The sequence below is a fragment of the Paenibacillus sp. FSL H8-0332 genome, assembly GCF_037963835.1.
Lineage (GTDB): Bacteria > Bacillota > Bacilli > Paenibacillales > Paenibacillaceae > Paenibacillus_AQ > Paenibacillus_AQ rhizoplanae.
In genome coordinates, this window is the sequence record NZ_CP150145.1 from 7,523,905 (window position 1) to 7,543,334 (window position 19,430).

General features: G+C 52.3%; 18 protein-coding genes. 13 read left to right on the plus strand and 5 right to left on the minus strand.

From position 1 onward, the window contains the following. The first annotated feature begins 24 nt into the window (after nt 1-24). From NST43_RS32925 to NST43_RS32955, 7 genes are all read left to right on the plus strand, one after another. Entirely contained in the window at nt 25-1,833 is a 1,809-nt protein-coding gene (locus NST43_RS32925; protein WP_339221690.1) for a histidine kinase N-terminal 7TM domain-containing protein, read from the plus strand. Beyond that, a complete protein-coding gene (locus tag NST43_RS32930; protein WP_339221692.1) occupies nt 1,830-2,966 on the plus strand; it encodes a response regulator in 1,137 nt (378 codons plus the stop codon). The genes NST43_RS32925 and NST43_RS32930 overlap by 4 nt, the downstream gene beginning before the upstream one ends. 102 nt (nt 2,967-3,068) lie before the next feature. After that, nucleotides 3,069-3,623: a GNAT family protein gene (locus tag NST43_RS32935; RefSeq protein ID WP_036723653.1), complete on the plus strand. Its 555-nt coding sequence runs from the start codon at nt 3,069-3,071 to the stop codon at nt 3,621-3,623. 213 nt (nt 3,624-3,836) lie between these two features. Then, nucleotides 3,837-4,310 carry an Hsp20/alpha crystallin family protein gene (locus NST43_RS32940; protein ID WP_339221694.1) on the plus strand — a complete coding sequence of 158 codons (474 nt, stop codon included), beginning with the start codon at nt 3,837-3,839 and terminating at the stop codon, nt 4,308-4,310. A 224-nt stretch (nt 4,311-4,534) separates the two neighbouring features. Continuing rightward, on the plus strand, nt 4,535-5,548 hold the full coding sequence (locus NST43_RS32945; RefSeq protein ID WP_339221696.1) for a DnaJ C-terminal domain-containing protein: 1,014 nt from the start codon (nt 4,535-4,537) through the stop codon (nt 5,546-5,548). Between the two features lie 75 nt (nt 5,549-5,623). Next, complete coding sequence (gene clpB, locus NST43_RS32950; RefSeq protein WP_339221698.1) at nt 5,624-8,266, plus strand: ATP-dependent chaperone ClpB; 2,643 nt, start codon at nt 5,624-5,626, stop codon at nt 8,264-8,266. Between the two features lie 814 nt (nt 8,267-9,080). After that, nucleotides 9,081-9,506: a hypothetical protein gene (locus NST43_RS32955; protein ID WP_339221700.1), complete on the plus strand. Its 426-nt coding sequence runs from the start codon at nt 9,081-9,083 to the stop codon at nt 9,504-9,506. Here the strand turns inward: NST43_RS32955 and NST43_RS32960 are convergent. From NST43_RS32960 to NST43_RS32975, 4 genes are all read right to left on the minus strand, one after another. Then, the gene (locus NST43_RS32960; protein WP_339221702.1) at nt 9,433-9,600 is read right to left on the minus strand and encodes a hypothetical protein; all 168 of its coding nucleotides are present in this window, start codon (nt 9,598-9,600) and stop codon (nt 9,433-9,435) included. The genes NST43_RS32955 and NST43_RS32960 overlap by 74 nt on opposite strands. 140 nt (nt 9,601-9,740) lie before the next feature. After that, entirely contained in the window at nt 9,741-9,962 is a 222-nt protein-coding gene (locus NST43_RS32965; RefSeq protein ID WP_339221704.1) for a hypothetical protein, read from the minus strand. Then, nucleotides 9,905-10,246, minus strand: a complete 342-nt coding sequence (locus NST43_RS32970) for a sigma factor-like helix-turn-helix DNA-binding protein (RefSeq protein WP_339221706.1) — start codon at nt 10,244-10,246, stop codon at nt 9,905-9,907. The genes NST43_RS32965 and NST43_RS32970 overlap by 58 nt, the downstream gene beginning before the upstream one ends. 208 nt (nt 10,247-10,454) lie before the next feature. After that, the gene (locus NST43_RS32975; RefSeq protein ID WP_339221708.1) at nt 10,455-12,233 is read right to left on the minus strand and encodes a glycosyltransferase family 2 protein; all 1,779 of its coding nucleotides are present in this window, start codon (nt 12,231-12,233) and stop codon (nt 10,455-10,457) included. A 207-nt stretch (nt 12,234-12,440) separates the two neighbouring features. Here NST43_RS32975 and NST43_RS32980 point away from each other — a divergent pair, with 207 nt between their 5' ends. Then, nucleotides 12,441-12,887: a hypothetical protein gene (locus NST43_RS32980; protein ID WP_339221709.1), complete on the plus strand. Its 447-nt coding sequence runs from the start codon at nt 12,441-12,443 to the stop codon at nt 12,885-12,887. 102 nt (nt 12,888-12,989) lie between these two features. Here NST43_RS32980 and NST43_RS32985 read toward each other — a convergent pair whose 3' ends face one another. Then, nucleotides 12,990-13,829: an SDR family oxidoreductase gene (locus NST43_RS32985; RefSeq protein ID WP_339221710.1), complete on the minus strand. Its 840-nt coding sequence runs from the start codon at nt 13,827-13,829 to the stop codon at nt 12,990-12,992. Nucleotides 13,830-14,048: 219 nt separating this feature from the next. Here NST43_RS32985 and NST43_RS32990 point away from each other — a divergent pair, with 219 nt between their 5' ends. From NST43_RS32990 to NST43_RS33010, 5 genes are all read left to right on the plus strand, one after another. Continuing rightward, entirely contained in the window at nt 14,049-15,083 is a 1,035-nt protein-coding gene (locus NST43_RS32990; protein ID WP_209992849.1) for an AI-2E family transporter, read from the plus strand. Nucleotides 15,084-15,256: 173 nt separating this feature from the next. Beyond that, nucleotides 15,257-16,273: a S66 peptidase family protein gene (locus NST43_RS32995; RefSeq protein ID WP_339221711.1), complete on the plus strand. Its 1,017-nt coding sequence runs from the start codon at nt 15,257-15,259 to the stop codon at nt 16,271-16,273. A 255-nt stretch (nt 16,274-16,528) separates the two neighbouring features. Further along, on the plus strand, nt 16,529-17,413 hold the full coding sequence (locus NST43_RS33000; RefSeq protein WP_209992851.1) for a DegV family protein: 885 nt from the start codon (nt 16,529-16,531) through the stop codon (nt 17,411-17,413). Between the two features lie 15 nt (nt 17,414-17,428). Beyond that, nucleotides 17,429-17,986 carry a hypothetical protein gene (locus tag NST43_RS33005; RefSeq protein ID WP_339221712.1) on the plus strand — a complete coding sequence of 186 codons (558 nt, stop codon included), beginning with the start codon at nt 17,429-17,431 and terminating at the stop codon, nt 17,984-17,986. A 206-nt stretch (nt 17,987-18,192) separates the two neighbouring features. Further along, a complete protein-coding gene (locus NST43_RS33010) occupies nt 18,193-19,308 on the plus strand; it encodes a DUF4037 domain-containing protein (protein ID WP_339221713.1) in 1,116 nt (371 codons plus the stop codon). Nucleotides 19,309-19,430: the final 122 nt, after the last annotated feature.

Sequence of the window (19,430 nt, forward strand, 5' to 3'; positions counted from 1 at the left end):
TTCCTGAATAGAGGTCAACCATCTATGACATATAATGTGTATTTATCGGCACTTTTGATGGCTGCGACCTGTTGCTCATTACTGCTGGTTTATCTGTGCTTCAAAAGAAGAGACCTTCCTATAGCGGTAAGCTACGGTCTGGGGATGCTGGCCGGCTCCTTTTATTCTTTTGGCTATGCCTTCGAAATTGTCAGTACCTCTCTGGAGCATATCCGTTTTTGGCTGCGCGTTGAATATATCGGGATTCCGTTCGGCACAGTGCTGTGGTTCATTATGGTACTTCAGTATACCGGCAGGCAGTCGTGGGTCCGTCCCAGGAATATTGCATTAATGATGATTGTTCCCCTAATAACCTTCACAGCCCACAATACCAATGAATGGCATCATTTATTCTATACAAGCATAACGATGAACGAGACAGAGGGCTTTCCGCTGGTCACCCTCATAAAAGGCCCGTTATATAAGCTTCATGTTCTCTATTCCTATAGTTTTTTCATCATAGGGATGTTTTATTTGCTGCAGATGCTCTTCCGGGCAGTCCGGGGGATGAAGAAGCAGATTGTCCTGATGATTATAGGTTCCTGGGGGCCCTTTGGTTTTACACTAATTTATTTGAGCGACGCGATCTATATGCCTATCGACATTTCACCCTTTGGTTTCCTGTTCTCCGGTGTTTTTTATATGTGGGGAATCTACCAGTTCAATATGCTGAGGATCGCGCCGCTGGCACTTCAGCGGGTGTTCGAATCGATGGAGGAAGCGGTCATTATTCTTGATACCGACAACTGCCTCACCAGCTTTAACCGCTCAGCCAAAGGAATAGTCGGCGGGTTGAATTACAGAAATACAGGCCAGCCTGCTGCACAGGTTTTCTCCGGGTATCCCTTGCTGTTGAAGATGATGGCACAGGGGCATGACAGCGCATCAAGAATTCAGCTTGCAGGCCCTGACGGCAATTTCTATAATGTCCATCTGTCTTTTGTCAGGAATAAGCATCTGAAGATTGTCGGAAAAATGCTGCTGCTAAGAGATGTGACAGAAGCTGTGCATGCAGAAGAACGGCTGCGTGACAATGCCCGGCAGTTAAGTGAGCTGAACATGTTCAAAGACCGGATGTTCAGTGTGGTTGCCCATGATATCCGTGATCCCTTGGCGGTCCTGGTCAATCTGATGGAGCTGCTTGAAGAGGAGATACAGGATGGCAGCGGGGATCATGATGAAGAGATCCTTCACGAAATGGGTCAGCAGATCCGGAACACCTTCGGGCTTGTGGAAGTGCTGCTGGACTGGTTCCGGAGCCAGAGGGAAGGGATGATCTTTGATCCGGTAACGCGGGATCTGGCATATACGGTACGGGCTAACCTGCGGCTCCTGCAGCAGCGGAGTGATACCAAGCAGATTCAGATCATTTCAGAGATCCCGGAGGAGAGCTATATCTATGCGGATAAAGAAATGCTGGATCTGATCATCCGCAATCTCTTGTCCAATGCGATTAAATTCTCGTACCGTGGAGGAAGCATCCGTTTAAAGGCGGAGAGGAGAGACCGTCACATGGTCATCGCTGTGAGTGATACAGGGGGAGGGATATCCCCGGAGCAGGCCGGTACCCTGCTGCAGGATGATTACCGGATCTCTTCATCCGGTACCTCTGGAGAGCGGGGAGTGGGCTTGGGACTGACTCTGTGCAGGGAGTTTGTACAGTTGAACGGGGGAGAGCTATGGTTCGACAGCGTACCTTCCAAGGGGAGCACCTTCTATTTCTCGCTTCCGCTCCCTCCGGAAGCGGAACTGGCTCCAGCAGGCACGCAGCACGGGGAGGGACTAAGTCAATGAAAGTGATCATTATTGATGATGAGAAGGCTATGCATCTGATATTGAAACGGATGCTTGCCAAGCTGGAAAAGGTTGAACTGATGGGCAGCTTCCTGGATACTGCCGCTGCTTTTACCTATTTGAGCACTCATGAGGTGGACCTGATCTTTATAGATATCAGCATGCCCAGAGAAAGCGGCCTGGAATTTGCGGCGAGGCTTAGAAGGGGCGGCAGGAATCCCAAACTGGTGTTCATCACTTCCCATAAGGAGCATGCGTTGTCTGCCTTTGAGGTCTACGCCCTCGATTATATTGTGAAGCCGGTGATGCAGGAGAGGCTGCATGAGACGGTGCTAAGAGCCGCTGCACAGACTCATCTGGAGCGTGCGGCAGAAGCCGGACGGGAGCCGGATTTAGGCAAGGAAGTGCGGATCAGCTGTCTGGGCGGAATTGAAATCGAAGGGGTGCAGGGGAACAAGACCAAATGGAAATCACGGAAAAGCGCGGAGCTCCTCGGCTACTTGCTTGTACATAAAGGCAGGCTTGTGTCCCGTGCACGGCTCATTGAGGATATCTTTGGCGATATGCCGCAGAAGAATGCAGAGATTTATTTGAATACAACGGTCTATCAGCTGCGCAAGCTGCTGGATACCTATGGGCTGAAGAAGCATTTGCATTCGGAGAGTAACCATTATGCTTTTACGTGCATGGGGGTTGATGTGGATCTGCTTGGTTTCGAGGAGGGCTGCAGAAGCATGCCTGTGATAGATGAGGCTAATCTGGAACAGGCTATCGAGCTTGAACAGCTATATGCGGGCGATTTATTCGGAGACCATGTGTATCCTTGGGCCTGGAATGAGATTGAACGGCTGTCGCTAATGTATTCCGCATTCACCCGGCGTCTTTGCACGGCTCTGCTGGACAAGGGGGAGACGAATACGGCGAGGCGCCTGCTGATCAAGCTGCTGAAGCGCAATGAGCTGGATGAAGAAGCGCATATGCTGCTTATGAGGACCCTGGCTCTCCAGAATAACAAAGATGCCCTGAACCGGCAGTACCTGCAGTTCGCTGATATTTTGAACCGGGAGATCGGAATCCCTCCTTCGCTTGAGGTCAAATCTTATTATGCACAGCTGCTGTCCGGGCTAGGCTAACTTAATATATAGTTTTCCTGAGGTAATGAGTCGTGTATAATTTAGGGAATTATGCATTTTTTGAGGATTTGTAAAAGAGGGTGAAGGTGGGAGATGACGGGAATGAACAGGCATTCAGAACTTGTAACAGGGGAAAAGGTATATCTGCGCCCGCTCAACGGGGAAGATGCCGAAATGTATTACCATATGTTCTACGGCACGGAAGTCCGCAGGCTTACAGGAACGAAGAAGCATATCACCAAAGAGCAGATTGAGAATTATATCGCGCGTAAATCCGGAGATGACAGCACGGTGCTACTGCTCATCGCGCTGAAGGAGAACGACGAGGTTATCGGCGACATCGCTATTCAGGACATCGATGGGGATAACCGGAATGCCAATCTGCGGATCGCCATCGGGGACGAGCGGCATCAGGGACAAGGATATGGTCGTGAAGCGCTGCTGCTGATGCTGGATTATGGCTTCGGCATTCTGAATCTGCACAGGATTGAGCTGGAGGTCTACAGTTATAATGCCCGTGCTGCGCATGTATATGAGTCCATCGGGTTCGTGCAGGAGGGGGTGCGGCGTCAGACGCTGTTCTATAACCATGAGTATCATGATGTGATAATGATGGGCATGCTGGAAAGTGAATACCGGGAGCGTTATTTGAAGTAGAGCAGGAAGGTCAAATAAGGTCAAATCCTTAATAATGTTAAAATTTATTATAAAAAAAGAGCCGAAACGCCGGATTTTCCCGGTTTTTCGGCTTATACCGGTTTTGTTTTCTCCGGGGGTGCAGGCTATAATAAAGCCATAGGTCAGACAAAGTCAAATTCTTAGCAAGACCGAATTCAAAAAATCAAAAGTCAAATGAGAGGAGAATGAAAGATGTTTGATTTGGTTCCTTTTGGTAAACGCAGAGATGATGCTTTTGGTGTGCTGGCGAAGTCGCTGAACGAAGTGTTTAATGATGATTTTTTCGCACCGCTGACAAGTAACGCGCTGTCTTTCCGGACCGACATCCGTGAGAGTGAAGGGGCATATCTGATCGAGGCCGAGCTTCCGGGCTTCCGCAAAGAAGAAATCGACATTGATTATTCCAGCCCTTACTTGACGATCAAGGCGGTTCGCACAGAAGAGAGCAATGAGGAGAACAAGGACCATCAGATGGTGCGCCGCGAACGGCGGTATGGTGAATATGTACGCCGGTTCTATGTCCAGGATATCGACGATGCGGGCATCCGCGCTTCCCTGAGAGACGGTGTGCTGAGCCTGGAGGTGCCGAAGCGGCAGAAGCCGCAGGGCAAACGGATCGAAATTCAGGATGGCGGCAATGCATCAGATCGGAAAGAGCTACAGTAAGCGGAAGGACAGCCTTATGAGGAAGATGGACCTCCAAGTCCGGCTGAAGCTGCCGCTTCCGCAGGAACTCCGGGCTTAGCGGCTGTAGCCGCTGGCCTATCCGGTTCACCGGGCTTTTCATATAGCACTAATATTAGACGCATTGTAGTGGGAGTCCCGGCTATAATGCGTCTTTTCCCGGAGGAAGGTAGAAGGTTCCCAATACACGAAAGGAGGAGGTTCCGGTGGCGGCAAATTACTATGAGCGTCTTGGGGTAGATCAGAAGGCCTCGAAGCAGGAGATCAAGAAGGCCTATCAGAAGCTGGCCAAAAAATGGCATCCCGATGTCAACAAGGCCCCGGAGGCAGAGGCGAAATTCAAGGAAGCAGCCGAGGCATATGAGGTGCTGGGCGATGAAGACAAGCGCAAAATCTATGATGAGGAGCTCCGCTATGGTGCCGCTGCAGGCTCACGGGGTCAGCGCAGCCACGGATCAGCCTCCTCTGCGTCATGGGAATCGCCGTTTGGCGCGGGCTGGAGCAGCGGAGCCGCCTCTTCCGGCGGTATACCGGATGAGGATCTGTTCGGAATGTTCTTCGGCAGCCGGGGTGCGGCTGACCGCACCGGCTTCTTCTCGGGCGGCAGCGGCGCCCGTCCAGGCGGAAGCCCGTGGGGGGAGGAGTTCAGTACGATGCAGGCCCAGCTTGAAATTACGCTGGAGCAGGCCTACAAAGGCGGAAATATCAGCGTTCAGGCGGCGGGCAAGGACCTGAACGTACAGATTCCGGCGCGCTCGGCGGAAGGGACTATCATCCGGGTACCCGGCGGCGGAAGCGGAGCGGGCCAGGGCAAAGGCAAAGGCCAGGTCGGGGATCTGCTGATCTCGCTGCATCTCCTGCCGCATGAGATCTATGAGCCGGACGGCGGGGATCTGCTCGGCACGGTTGAGATCGCCCCTTGGCAGGCTGTGCTTGGCGGAGAAGCCAAGGTGGCGCTGCCGGATGGCAGCAGCGTGAAGCTGAAGATTCCTGCCGGTATAGCCAGCGGCGGAACGCTGCGCCTCTCTGGCAAGGGGCTGAGACGTCCGGGCGGAACAAATGGGGACATCCTGTTCCGGATGGAGTTGGTCATTCCGTCCGATACATCGGAGGCGGAGAAGAAGCTGTACCGCCAGCTGGCGGAGTCCAGCAGCTTCCAGGCCGGGGCGAAACGGCGCAACTCTGGCGGGGCACAGCGGCGTAGAACGGCAACGCGGTAAGAAGCAAGCACGTTCAGCATATATCACAGCCGGGTAACCGCTGATTAACCTATACATTAGAAAGGCGATGATTTTATGGATTTCAATAAGCTTACCCAGAAGCTACAGGAAGCGGTGGCAGAGGCGCAGTCGCTGGCGGCCTCCGGCGGGCATCAGGAGATTGACAATCTCCATCTGCTGAAGTCACTGCTTCAGCAGAATGAGGGCCTGCTGCCCCGGCTGCTGCAGAAGATGAATGTTCCCGCAGCCGAGCTGCTGCAGGGCACGGAGGCGCTGCTTCAGCGCAAACCCAGCGTTAGCGGGAGCGGATCGGGCACCATGCGGCGCTATGCCTCGCCTGCGCTGATTGCCATGCTGGAGCAGGCGGAGCAGGAAGCGGCCCAGATGCAGGACGAATTCGTCGCGGTGGAGCATGCTGTTCTGGCGATGGTCTCGGATGCAAGCAGCGGGAACCGCGAGCTTCGCGGATTATTCGTTACCCGCGGGATTACCCGGGAGAAGCTGCTTGGCGTGCTAGCGGAGATTCGCGGACACCAGCGGGTGACCAGCCGGGAGCCGGAGGCCACCTATGAGGTGCTGGAGAAGTACGGCCGTGATCTCGTGGCTGAGGTGCGGGCCGGCAAGATCGATCCGGTCATCGGGCGCGATGCTGAGATTCGCCGGGTGATCCGTATTCTCTCCCGCAAGACCAAGAATAACCCTGTGCTGATCGGGGAGCCGGGTGTCGGCAAGACTGCGATTGTCGAAGGGCTGGCCCACCGGATTGTCCGCCGGGATGTGCCGGAGGGACTGAAGGACAAGACGATTTTCTCGCTGGATATGAGTGCGCTGATTGCCGGTGCGAAATACCGGGGGGAATTCGAGGAGCGGCTGCAGGCGGTGCTGAAGGAGATCCGCGAGAGTGACGGACGGATTATTCTGTTCATTGATGAGCTGCATACGATTGTCGGTGCGGGCAAGACGGAGGGGGCTATGGATGCGGGCAACATGCTGAAGCCGATGCTGGCCCGGGGTGAGCTGCACTGTATCGGGGCGACCACGCTGGATGAGTACCGCAAATATATCGAGAAGGACCCGGCACTCGAACGCCGCTTCCAGCAGGTACTGGTCAGCGAGCCGGATGTTGAGGATACCATTTCGATTCTGCGCGGCCTCAAGGAACGCTTCGAGGTGCATCACGGGGTCAAAATCTATGACAGCGCTCTGGTCGCAGCCGGTGTGCTGTCTAACCGTTATATCACCGACCGTTTCCTGCCGGATAAGGCGATTGACCTGGTCGATGAAGCATGCGCAATGATCCGCACGGAGATTGACTCCATGCCCGGTGAGATGGATGAGGTAACCCGCCGCCTGATGCAGATGGAGATTGAGGAAGCCGCGCTCAAAAAAGAAACCGACGACGCCAGCGCGCGCCGTCTGGAGAACCTCCAGCGGGAGCTGGCCGACCTCAAGGAGAAGCATCTGGGGATGACAGCCCGCTGGGAGAAGGAGAAATCGGCCATTCAGGGCATTCGTGACCTGAAGAAGCGGCTGGAGCAGGCCCGTAAGGATCTGGTCGATGCGCAGGAGATCTACGATCTCAACAAATCGGCTGAATTAAGCTACGGCATTATTCCTGATCTGGAGCGGCAGCTTAAGGGCGCAGAGGAAGCGGCGCAGCAGGATCAGGAGACCCGGCTGCTGCGTGAAGCCGTGACGGAGGAGGAAATCGCCGATATTGTCTCACGCTGGACGGGAGTTCCCGTAAGCAGACTGGTGGAAGGCGAACGGGATAAGCTGCTGCGGCTGGAGGATACGCTGCATGAGCGGGTAGTCGGGCAGGATGAGGCGGTCCGGCTGGTAGCCGATGCTGTTCTTCGGGCTAGAGCCGGCATCAAGGACCCGAACCGTCCGATCGGCTCGTTCCTGTTCCTCGGGCCGACAGGGGTCGGGAAGACGGAGCTGGCCAAAGCGCTGGCGGTATCGCTGTTCGACCGCGAGGACGGCATGATCCGTATCGATATGTCGGAGTATATGGAGAAGCATAGTGTCTCCCGTCTCGTGGGTGCTCCTCCGGGATATGTCGGCTATGAAGAAGGCGGCCAGCTGACGGAAGCGGTGCGCCGCCAGCCGTATACGGTGGTCCTACTCGATGAAGTAGAGAAGGCTCACCCGGATGTGTTCAACATTTTGCTACAGCTGCTGGATGACGGGCGGCTGACCGATTCGCAGGGCCGGATGGTCGACTTCAAGAACACCATTGTCATCATGACCTCCAATATCGGCTCACCGCATCTGATTCAGGGCACGGATGACAACGGCGAGCTGACCGAAGCGGTGAAGGACCGGGTCATGAAGGAGCTGAGCGGGCATTTCCGTCCAGAGTTCCTCAACCGGGTAGATGATATCGTGATGTTCAAGCCGCTGACACTGGGCGAGACTCAGAGAATTGTGGTTAAGCTGGTCGATGGCCTGCGTCTGCGTCTCTCCGAGCGGAACATCGGTCTCATGCTGAGTGACCAGGCAGTCCGATTCATTGCGGAGGAAGGTTTCGATTCTGTCTATGGCGCCAGACCGCTGAAGCGGTTCATCCAGCGCAGCCTGGAGACCCGGGTAGCGCGCGCGCTGATCGCCGGAGAAGCAGAGGAAGGCTCAGTGATGACGGTCGATGAAGCGGACGGCGAGCTGACTGTTGCAATAGCGAAATCAGAGTCTGCGAAGACAGTAGGATCGGTGTGAAATGTAATGGGCCCCGGCACCTCCCCTAAGGAGGAAGCGGCAATCTACAAAGCATCCACAAAAAAGCGTTCTGCCTTATTGAGGCAGAAGCGCTTTTTTTACTGTTTAGGAAATTATGATTTCCTTTTATTGTGGATAAGATGTGCATAGATTTGGGGATAAGTATTCCTTGAATACATCCAAATGAGCAGTCAGGCATGTAATCGAAAAACCGAACACAATTGGACTGGGAGCGCCACGTAGGCCAAATGTAATCGAAAAACCGAATACATTGGGTGCCGCTTTCCTAGGGAAGGGCCCCATGCGTCACAGCCAGTAACATTTTAAGAGGAATCCTGCAAAAAATGCAACAATACTGCCCCAAAAAAGCAGTCTATGCTGAGAATCCTGCACGAAATGCAACAAATTCTGCGTTTACTTACTCTAAACACCGAAATTTGTGTAAATAATGCAACAATGTACTTCAACCAGTAAAAGGTATAGAGGAATCCTGCAAAAAGTTCAACATTACTGCTCCTTAAAAGCGGCCGGTGAGAGAGGCATTAGCTTCGTTCACCCGCAGGGGGATTTTGTTCAAATATAAGAATGGATTCAAATAAAGGAGTGGGGATAGTGACAACTTTAGGGATTCGGCCAGACGCTTCTTTAATATACTCTTCTCGTATTTCATGTTATATCACCTCAGTTAATAGGTCTTTGGTATGGTCCAACCAGCATCCGATTGAGACTATGCGACGATTTTTTGTAAATATGTGGTTGAAATGTTGTCATGGCGGGGGCTGCCGGGTAATAGAAATGATTAGAACTTTCGAATATGGCTGGATTAGAAGCAGAAGCCAAGGAAACGGAGGGAGAGATCATGGCGGCACAGATGGTATCCGGTATCAGCCCGGTACAGGCCACTACAGCTTACGGCAGCACACAGAGTGATGTTAGTTCTCTGGAGAAGCAGCGCAACCGGCTGCTGATGGAGCTGGACAAGGTGAATGCGGCGCAGGGCGGAGAGATGCAGACCCCTTATCGCCGGGAGCAGTTGCAGCGGCAAATACGGCAGCTGGAGGCCCATCTGGTGCAGAAAAGCGGGAGTACCGCTTCGGATTCATTTGTACCTGCTCCCCCGCTTCAGGATCACACTCCGCCTTGGCGGACTGAGGGAAAGGGAGGCCTTAAGGGCATCGGTCTGACCGATCCCCGGACAGCGACGGTAGACGCAGAGGGTCATTTCGATGCGTTGATTTAGATAAGGGAATAGTGAACCCAATCCAGCGGTAGCCTGTCGCGGGATCGATCGCTGCGGGATGAAGCAGACCGATCTCGTCGTAGTGCCGGAGCATTTTGGTGGTAACCTTACCCTAGCAGGAATGTCAATACCTAGGGTGCAGCCGGCATGAATGCCGGTCTTGCCTGATAGATTAGCTATTCCCAATGAATGACAAGCGGGCAGCGCCACGTAGGGTGGCGCTTGCCCGCTTGTTCACGTGCTATCCCCGGCCTGTATGAAGCTAAGGATCTCCGTCACAATATGGGAAATAGCTTCCTCGCGCGGGAGAAGGATGCACTGACTGACCATTTCGATGTCCTCCTGAAATAGCTCAATGATCTGGAGCATGGCCTCCGGCTGTTTCTGACGGACACCGGTCAGAAGGTCTGCGAATTCGCTGTCTGTGATAGCTGCTGGAGCATTTTTTGCTTCCATTTGTTAACCCCCTGTTGACTCATATGCAGCTGTGCCGCGACCTCAGCCTCTGTCATTTCCTGTAGATAAATCTTCTGCAGAATTACCTTTCCTTTGGCTGGAAGTGTATCTAATAGTTGTTCAATGGACAACCGGTTAATCATCTCCTCCGCTTCATCCCGCTGAGCCGGGCGGATATCCATGAAGGTACACTCATGCCGGCGGGTTCGCTTGCTCCGGTATTGTAAGCGCCAGCCGATTCGATAGATTTCCTGCCGGTAACGCTGTATCATTTGCTGTTCCATTGCCGTTATGCCTCCTCTTCTATATATCTTTCTAATAATAGGGAAATATTAGGTTATATTTTACAACCAAAATGCGAACTTATGTTCTGTTATTTTAGCATATTTGCCTGCGGACCTATAGTGATATATTTCCTGAAGCGTATTCGCAAAAAAAGAAGAAGCTCCGATAGGGAGCTTCTTTCTCTCTTCTTATGCCTTAGCCCTCGCCCTATTCGCTCCAGGGCACCAGCCGGGGCTTCGGGTCAAGGATAGACTGATACTGCTCCTTCCAGCCGTACTCGGCATCCGGGTCCAGCAGCATATAACGCAGATACTTCTCCAGCCGGAATTCCGGCTTCGACCAGCCAAGATGCTTCAGGCGCAGATTGCTTAACTGATGGGACAGCTCGAAGATATTCTCTGGCAGCCGCCCGCAGTGCTGCGGCAGATCATTCCAGGCATAGGTGAAGTCTTCCCGGTAACGAAGCAGGAACGGGCGGTAACTCTGGTGGGCCTTCCAGTACATATCCTCACGGTAACTTGCCTCATCCCAGAAGTCGTAGAGCCGGAAGCAGAATAAGTCGCAATCTGCTGTCCGCAGCAGGGAGTCTACCTCCTCTGGAAAACATGATTCGAACAGCTCATCTCCGTCCAGATTAAGAATCCACTCCGGACGGGTCTTAACCACTGCCTCCCACTGCTGCTTGCGCAGCTCTGATTCATTATGGAAGCGGGAGACAGGGTTGTGTATCAGGTGGAGCGGAATCCCCTCAAGAGCCTCGCGGCAGATATCGGCTGTATTATCTGTGCTTGCGTCGTCGATAATGACGGCCTCATCGATATACTTGCGGTGCTCCTCGAGCACCTGGCGCAGGAACCTGGTGCCTTCATTCTTGACGATCATCGTGAGGGTCAGCTTGGGCCGGCGGGAAGCAAGCGCTGCCGGAGGCTCCTTGGACAAGCGCTGCCGGGCTTCGGCTTCAGTCCACAGCACATCCCACTGTGCTGCTGCCTCCTGTACTCTTTTGTCAGCGGGAGCCGGAGCCGTCTCTGCCTGGCCCGGCAGATCAGTGTCGCTGTCTTCAACGGCCGGCGCTTCACCTGAGCCGTCAGGTTCTGCTTCACTCCTGGCCCCGGCTGCTCCTGAATGACTGCCAGCTTCATCCTTCGCTTCTACTATAGAGGCTGCTTCCGCGCCCGAGGTGTGCCGGATGAACTCCGCGACCAGATCCAGATCACTGTCTCTGTAGAGGTGCAGCGCAGGGAAATGGGTATCCACGAAGAGCGGAAGGCCGAGGGACGCTGCACGGATGCAGAAATGACGGTCCTCTCCCCAGTAGGAGATATTACGGACCCGGTCGTAGCTGATCCCGGAGCTGAGGGCTGAGCTGCTGATCAGCGTGCAGGCGCCAAGTCCGCCAACCTCATAGATTCCAGGCTGCTGCATCTTCAGCAAAAAAGCATGGAAACGGCGCTGAATCTCCTCCGGCGAGAGCTGCTCTCCCGGATGAATCTCCCACTGGTTGTATTCGTCATGCATCCATACCTGCGGCTGCAGCATTGTATTCGGCTGCCACTGTGTCCAGAAAATCTCGGAGATAATATCCTTGCCTGTACCGATCAGATGCAGGAGCGTATCCGGGTGCAGAATGAGGTCGGAATCAATCAGGAACAGGTAGTCATAGCCGAAGGCCTCCGCCCGCCGGATCATCAGGTTCTTGAATCCGGCCACCTTCCAGACCAGATTGGAATGCCAGACATGAGTATGCTCATCTCGGATATAGTCATCATGGTAGCCGGAGGATTGCAGGAAGACGGATCTGCCGTTCCGGGCGAACTGCTGCAGCAGCTGGCTTGCGGCTTCATCCGGGTTATCGTCAATCAGATAGAAATCAAGATCGATATCCTTCAGGTTCAGACGCAGCAGAGAGTTCAGGAATTGCTCCAGGATCGCCGGTTTCTGATGGATTGGGCTGCCCAGCAGAACCCGGGTTCTATTCTGATTCATAGCGGGTCACTCCGGAATAAGGTCAACATGATAGAACATCCCCTTGGATTCGAAAATAGTCGATATGAATTATATGTATTCAATATATTTAGAGAAGTACCAGACTAACCCCCGTTTGGAGAAATAATAAGCTGCCCGCAAGAAGAGAGAGGATTTGATGTATAGCAGAGAGCTGTTGTACAATACCGCATAAAGGGAGGTTATCAAATGGTAGATAGACAGAATAAGGTGAAGTTATCGCAATGGGATGCCCTGTTGCTGGAGTCGCTGCGTTCGTACGGCTGGTCAGAAGAGGAATTGCTGCGCAGAGTTAATGAAGGGGAACTGCCGGCGGATGAGAGCAAATACGAGTTCGATTACGGGCAGCTGTCTGTACTTGCAGATGAACAGCCGGAGGTATTCCGCCAGGCCGTTCTGGAAGGCTACCAGATTAAATACAATACCATCCGCGGAATCCGCAGCTGGATAGAGGTTGCGCTAGGAATTGAAGCGAAGCTGGAGCTTGCGGAGGGGCACGAAGCGGTGGAAGCGGAATTAACGGAGACTGAACGCGAACGGCTGGAGGCTGTATTGTCTTACGGCTGGGCGGTTAAAGGCGGAGCGGCCATGGACGGCAGTGCCGGAACGTACCGGATTGAGCCGATTCAGCGGTAGAATCTAAAAAAGGGAACGCCACAAACAGCCGCTCCGAATCGGAGCGGCTTCAGGAAAGAGGCTGGAGTATATCCGTAATAGGCGTGCGGCGGATGCTTACACTTACATATTTAACTGGATTTTCCGCGTGCTTAGTACGCCTTCCAGTCCGGTAGGGTCGGTGCTGACCTTGCGGAGAACGAATTCTTCGGCCCGCTCCGAGGTGCGCAGGCGCAGCGGCTTGGTCTCAAGCTGTACCAGCTCCCACATCACCTCCGCTACGGATTCTGCACTCTGCGGCTCCACATTCCGCTCCAGGAATGCTGCTCTGTAGGCATCCAGAATCGGCTTGTACTCATCCTCGAGAACACCGCCGGTGCTGGCGACATGCCCCATTACGGTTGAATTGAATTCCGTGGCGATTGCCCCCGGCTCAAGCAGCGTGATATCGATGTTGAACTGCGGCTTGTAATAGGTCGCCAGACTCTCCAGCAGCCCTTCCACCGCGAACTTGCTGGCGCAGTAGACCTCGTTCATCGGTTGCCCGACCAGTCCGCCGACACTGGAGGTCGCCACAATATGGCCGTAGCCAGTCTTTTGCAGCAGCGGCAGTGCAGCCCGGATCGTATGCATTACCCCGTACACGTTGGTGTTGAAGACATCCTCGATCTCAGGGAACGGTGCCTGTCCGAGCGCTCTCAGGTATCCGTATCCTGCATTGCAGAATAATACATCCAGCCTACCTTGCTCCGCTTCTATCCGGTCTATAACCTGCTGAATACTCTCCGGCTGTGTCACCTCAAGCTCTACGAACTGTAGATCCGCTACATCACGGTACAGCTCCTGTTCGCGCTCCAGATGGCGGGTTCCGGCGTAGACGGTCCAGCCTTCATTAGCGAATTTCAGTGCGGTGGCAAGGCCAATACCGGAGGATGCTCCGGTGATACAGATTATTTTTTTCATATAGCTTCAGCCTCCATTGTATTTGAAAATATGAAAAGGGTATGAATTGTACAATTTTGCCCACATTATAACATATAGTAACCGAACTCCGTCAAAACGACATAAAGTTCGTTTTCCCGCGCGGATTAGGCTAGACCAAAGTTGCTATAATTGTTTTCGGTACGGTACAATTAAATAAAAAATCCTAATCGCTTGCGAATGGAGAGGAACAAGGAAATAATGGAAGTACTCAAGCGTTATATCGCCAATTTAACAGTCCGGCGCTTCTTGATTTTGGCACTGATTGGACTGCTGCTGTACAGCATTAGAGACATGCTCAATCTGGTGCTGCTGACGTTCCTGATCGCTTATGTGATGAACAGCTTCCAGGTATTGCTCAGCAGACGGATCGGCAAATTCGTGAAGGTGAACAGTAAGGTTATCATCATTGCATTGTATCTGGCGCTGATTAGCATGATCGTCCTGGCACTCGTGAAATATCTGCCTAAGGTGTTCTCGCAGATTAAGCAATTAACTGCATTTCTGGGCACACTAACCTCCGAGGATATTCCGCAGAACCAGATTATGCAGTATTTATTCAATATGGTCAAGGAGCTTAACTACCAGAGCTATTTGAATCAAGGCATCGAATACGTATTCAAAATTAGCAACTGGGGAACCACCTTCGTCCTGGCTACGATCCTAAGCCTCGTCTTCATCCTGGAGAAGAACAGAATTGTCAGCTTCACCTCCCGTCTGAGAGACAGCAAGATATCCTGGTTCTATGTCGAGCTGGAGTATTTCGGCCGGAAATTCATTTCCTCCTTTGGTAAGGTGATTGAGGCTCAGATCTTGATTGCGCTGTTCAATACCCTGTTTACGGTCGTTGGATTGTGGGTGCTGGGCTTCTTTTTCGAACCCTTCCCGTATCTCTTTGCCCTCTCCATCATGATCTTCATGCTCAGTCTGATCCCGGTCGTCGGCTTTGTCATTTCGCTGATTCCGTTATGTATCATCGGCTACAACACCGGCGGACTGGCGCTGACGATCAATATTCTGGTGATGATTGCCATTCTGCATGTCATTGAAGGCTACTTCCTGAATCCGAAGCTGATGTCCTCCAAAATGAACCTGCCGATGTTCTACACCCTAGTAGTACTGCTGTTCTCCGAGCATTATATCGGGGTATGGGGACTGATTCTCGGGATTCCGATCTTTGTCTTTTTCCTGGATATCCTGGATATCAGCCGGGACAATAAGCCTTCACTGGAATGATGCAACCAAGCTATATCATACGTAATTCGCATAGGGTGATATTCAACCTGCTCAAGGTTCGGGTATCACCTTTTTTATAGAATTTATATGTTTTGGGGTCCCCGCAAAGTATCTGAGTCATCATCGAAGCTAAAGCCCCACTTTGTGGGGTTACCTTAAGGAGGAGTAACCAGATGATCAGATATCCGGAATTAGAAGCAGGAGCCGTTATTGGTGTAACCGCGCCTTCATCAGGAGTGGGAGAGGAACTTCGTGAACTGCTTGAACTGGCTGTAGAACGGCTGCAAAAAAGAGGGTACGGCGTAGTATGCGGACCGACAGCGTGGACACAGGAGAAGGCCAAATCGGCCCCGGCTGCTGTACGCGCCGCTGAATTCAACACGATGATGGCAGATGAGTCCATCGGACTCGTCGCACCTCCCTGGGGCGGGGAGCTGCTGATCGAGATTCTGGAGCAGGTGGAATTCAGCAAGATGAAGTGTAAATGGATTCTCGGCTATTCCGATATCAGTGTGCTGCTGCTGGCTGTCACGCTGAAGACGGGGATTGCCACTGCCCATGGTACCAATTTCATTGATCTCCGTGGAGAACAGACAGATCCGACAACCGCTATGTGGGACAAGGTATTGTCTACCCCAAGCGGCGGGTCCGTAATTCAGCATTCCTCACAGCAGTACCAGCTGGAATGGGGAGGAGGCGAGCCGTCGCCCCATGTGTTCAACCTTACAGAAGCAACTAGCTGGAAGACGGTGGGTAATCAGGCCATCACCATGCACGGCCGCCTGCTGGGCGGCTGTATTGACGTTATCCGTCATCTGATCGGCACGCCGTATGGAGAGGTGCGGCATTTCCAGCAGCACTATATCCATAATGAGCCTATTCTGTGGTACTTAGAGAACTGTGAGCTGTCCGTGACCGACCTGCGCCGCTCCCTGGTGCAGATGAAGCTGGCGGGCTGGTTCGAGCATTGCAGCGGCCTCATGTTCGGCCGCAGCGCGGCTAACCGCCCTATGGAGGGGTACACCGTAGAGGATGTCTACCAGGAGCTGGCCGATGAGCTGGGACTGCCGGTGGCATACGACATCGACTGCGGGCATCTGCCGCCGCAGGTTACTTTGGTAAATGGCGCTTTTGCAGAGGTAGCGGTTGGAGAGGGCAAGGGAACTGTGACTCAGTACTTCCGGGCATAGATTGGATATTAGGATGTTGCTCGTATGAACTCTAATTTCCTGCCTCTTCTCATACCATAAGCAGTCCGCTCTTAAACAGGTATATTCGTCATATAGAATGTGAATTTATGTCGAATTTAGTTGAAAAAAAGTGCTGGGATTATTCAAGGAATGCTCTACGAATGGCTGGCATCCTGTATAATTTATGAATATACAGACAGCTAGAGCTGCCGATTCCTGATCGCAGTTAATCCCTCACGAAAGAGAGCAGTGACTATGAAATCCATCGCATGGGTGACTGACAGCACCAGCACCATTGATTCTGAATTCGCCATGAATAACCATGTTTATATCGTTCCCCTCCGTCTAATCGTCAATAATGAATGTTATAAAGAAAATATAGATATTAACGCCGATCAGTTCTATGACAAAATGCGGCAGCATGACAAGGTAGGCAGCTCCCAGCCGCCGATTGGCGAGTTCGTGGAATTATACGAGCGTCTGAAGGAAGAGTACGACGAGATTATTGCGATCCACTGTTCCTCCGAGCTTAGCGGGACCTTCAACACCTCGATGCAGGCGGCGGATATCGCTGGAGTGAATGTAATAGGTATCGATTCCAAAGTAGGCGCGTACCCGATCCGTGAGATGCTTCTGCGCGGTATTCACTGGCAGCAGGCAGGTTGCTCTGCGCAGGAGATCAAGAACAGAATTGATAATATAATCGAGGAAATGTCCTTCTATATCATCCCTGCCAGCCTGAGCCAGCTGCACCGCAGCGGACGGCTCTCCGGATCTCAGTTCCTGCTGGGCCAGCTGATGCGGATTCATCTGCTTCTGAGGTTCGATGAGGGCAAAATTGTCGTAGTTGATAAAATCCGGACCTTCAAGAAGACGAAACAAAAGCTGCTGGAGACCATCCAGCAGGAAATCGGCCGCTTCCAGGATGTATGTATTATGCACGCCAACAATAAAGAAGAGGCGCTGAGCCTGGAGTGGGCCATTAAGGCCATGTCCCCTTCGGTTCGCACAGAGATTATGACCTTTGTCCCGGTGGTAGGTGCTCATATGGGCGAGGGAACACTGGCGCTGTCATGGATTAACCGTACGGCCCTGAATAGTATTGATGCTGAGGATGAAGTGCTGGAGTCTGTGCTCTAGAAAAGGAGCGGAACGATGTTCTTATATCATTATTATGATGCAGCTGTGGGGCCGTTTGTCAGCCTATCCGATTTACCGGGCGATCAGGCGAGGGCTGTGCTGGAGACGATTAAGCAGACCAAGCCCCAGGTCCAGAGCGCCCAAAGACACGATAAGTATGTGGAATATCGGCGGAACTGCGAGAGCATCATCCGGGCGGCATTTATTAGTAAGGGCGGTCTTGTCCAGCGGTCCTCCCCGCATTATATGGTAGTTGAACACAGTCCGTGGCTAAGTACATGGTTCGAGAATGGCGCATCGCTCAAGATTCCGATAGAGGAATTTGATGTGAACACGATTTCTTTTACCTATGGGGACTCCATGCCCACCTTCAGCCCGCTGATTAACGATGGAAAAGAGTACAGGCACACTCTGTATACCTATCCCGAGATTGTGAGCATCATTGACAAGTACGGGTTACCGCAGAATTGGAACAATGACGGAAAGTACGGTCCCGAGCGGTACGTCGAAGCGCATGTCTGGAGCGATGGGGCGGTTGGCCGGTATCTGAGTGAGCGGAGCCGGGCCCGATAATATGGTATCGAAATAACCAGAAAACGGCTGGATCAGGGGAACCTGACCAGCCGTTTTTAATGGAATAGTATTATTATCAAGACTTCAATCTAAATGATAACAGAATTCAAATGAATAGTCTAGTAATTTTTGGGCGAAGTGTTAACATAAGGTTACCGGTAAAACAAAATGTGAGTGCGCACTGTTACATGAAATGGAGTCTGTAAATGAAGGGCTTAGACTTGAGCGAGGAGTTCTATTGGGAGATTGTGCGGCCGCTTATAGCCAGACGTTTCCCGCAATTAGTGGAGAAGCATGCTGCCGGGTTGATAGGATATGGTTCGGATGTTCTGGGTTATGATGACGTTCTTTCCAGAGACCATGAATGGGGGGCGAGGTGCTATGTTTGGCTGCTAGACTCGGATTACGATAAATATGCTATAGCGCTTGATCAAGCATTGGATGAAGAGGTACCAGCTTTGTTCAAAGGGTATCCCTCCCGGTTTTCGGTAGATGAATCTCATGAGGTGCTTGTACCCTACAATGGGCGCAACAACCTTCATCATATTGCAATTACCAGCGTCTCCCGGCACATGCGAATCCAGTTGGGACTGCTAACCCCATACCCATCCTTATACGAATGGTTAGTCATTCCCGAGCAGAAATTGCTGGAGTGGACAAGGGGAAGGATATTTACAGATCCTGTTGGGGAAATGACAGAAGTGCGAAGGGGACTGGCTTATCTGCCCGATGAGATATGGCGGTACAAATTGAAATATGCCTGGAGTTCATTCCGGCAGCTGTATGTGGCAGGACTTGCAGACCTCCGGGGCGAACCGTTGTCGGCCAGGTTGCTCATCAACCGCATGGTGGAGCAGGCAGTTCAATTGATTTTTCTCTATAACAAAAGGCTCCGGCCCGGAACCTACAAATGGATATCCAGGGAACTGGCGCAGATCAGCCCTGAGGTTAGCCGTCAGACCAAGCAGCTTGAAGCCATCTTGCTGGAACCCTCTGTTACAAGGGCCGTTGAACAAATGGAAGAGATATTAACGGAATTAGTGAATCAACATAACGCGATGAAGCTGACAGATCATATTGAGCTTCAACCCTCCATTTTCTACGCAAGAGACTTGCAATCCTATTCTTATATCAATTTGGGGGATGCTCTATTCGCTACGTTACCCGAAGAACTTCAGCAGCTGGAAATCCCGGGTACGCTGGATCAATTCATTACAAGTGAACAGCTATTGATCTGGGCGGATCACTATTCCAAATTCAAGTCAATATACAGCGTCAGGTCTGATATAGAGAGAACTGGGGTGGGGGATATGATTGTATAGCTTTTGCAACTCAAGGTTGCAGAGGGGATATGTATTACTCTACTTACGCTCGATTTCGATATCAGCTCCTCTATGCTACTATTGGCTGTGTTGAGTGATAGTAGAGTGGAGGTGCGGGTACT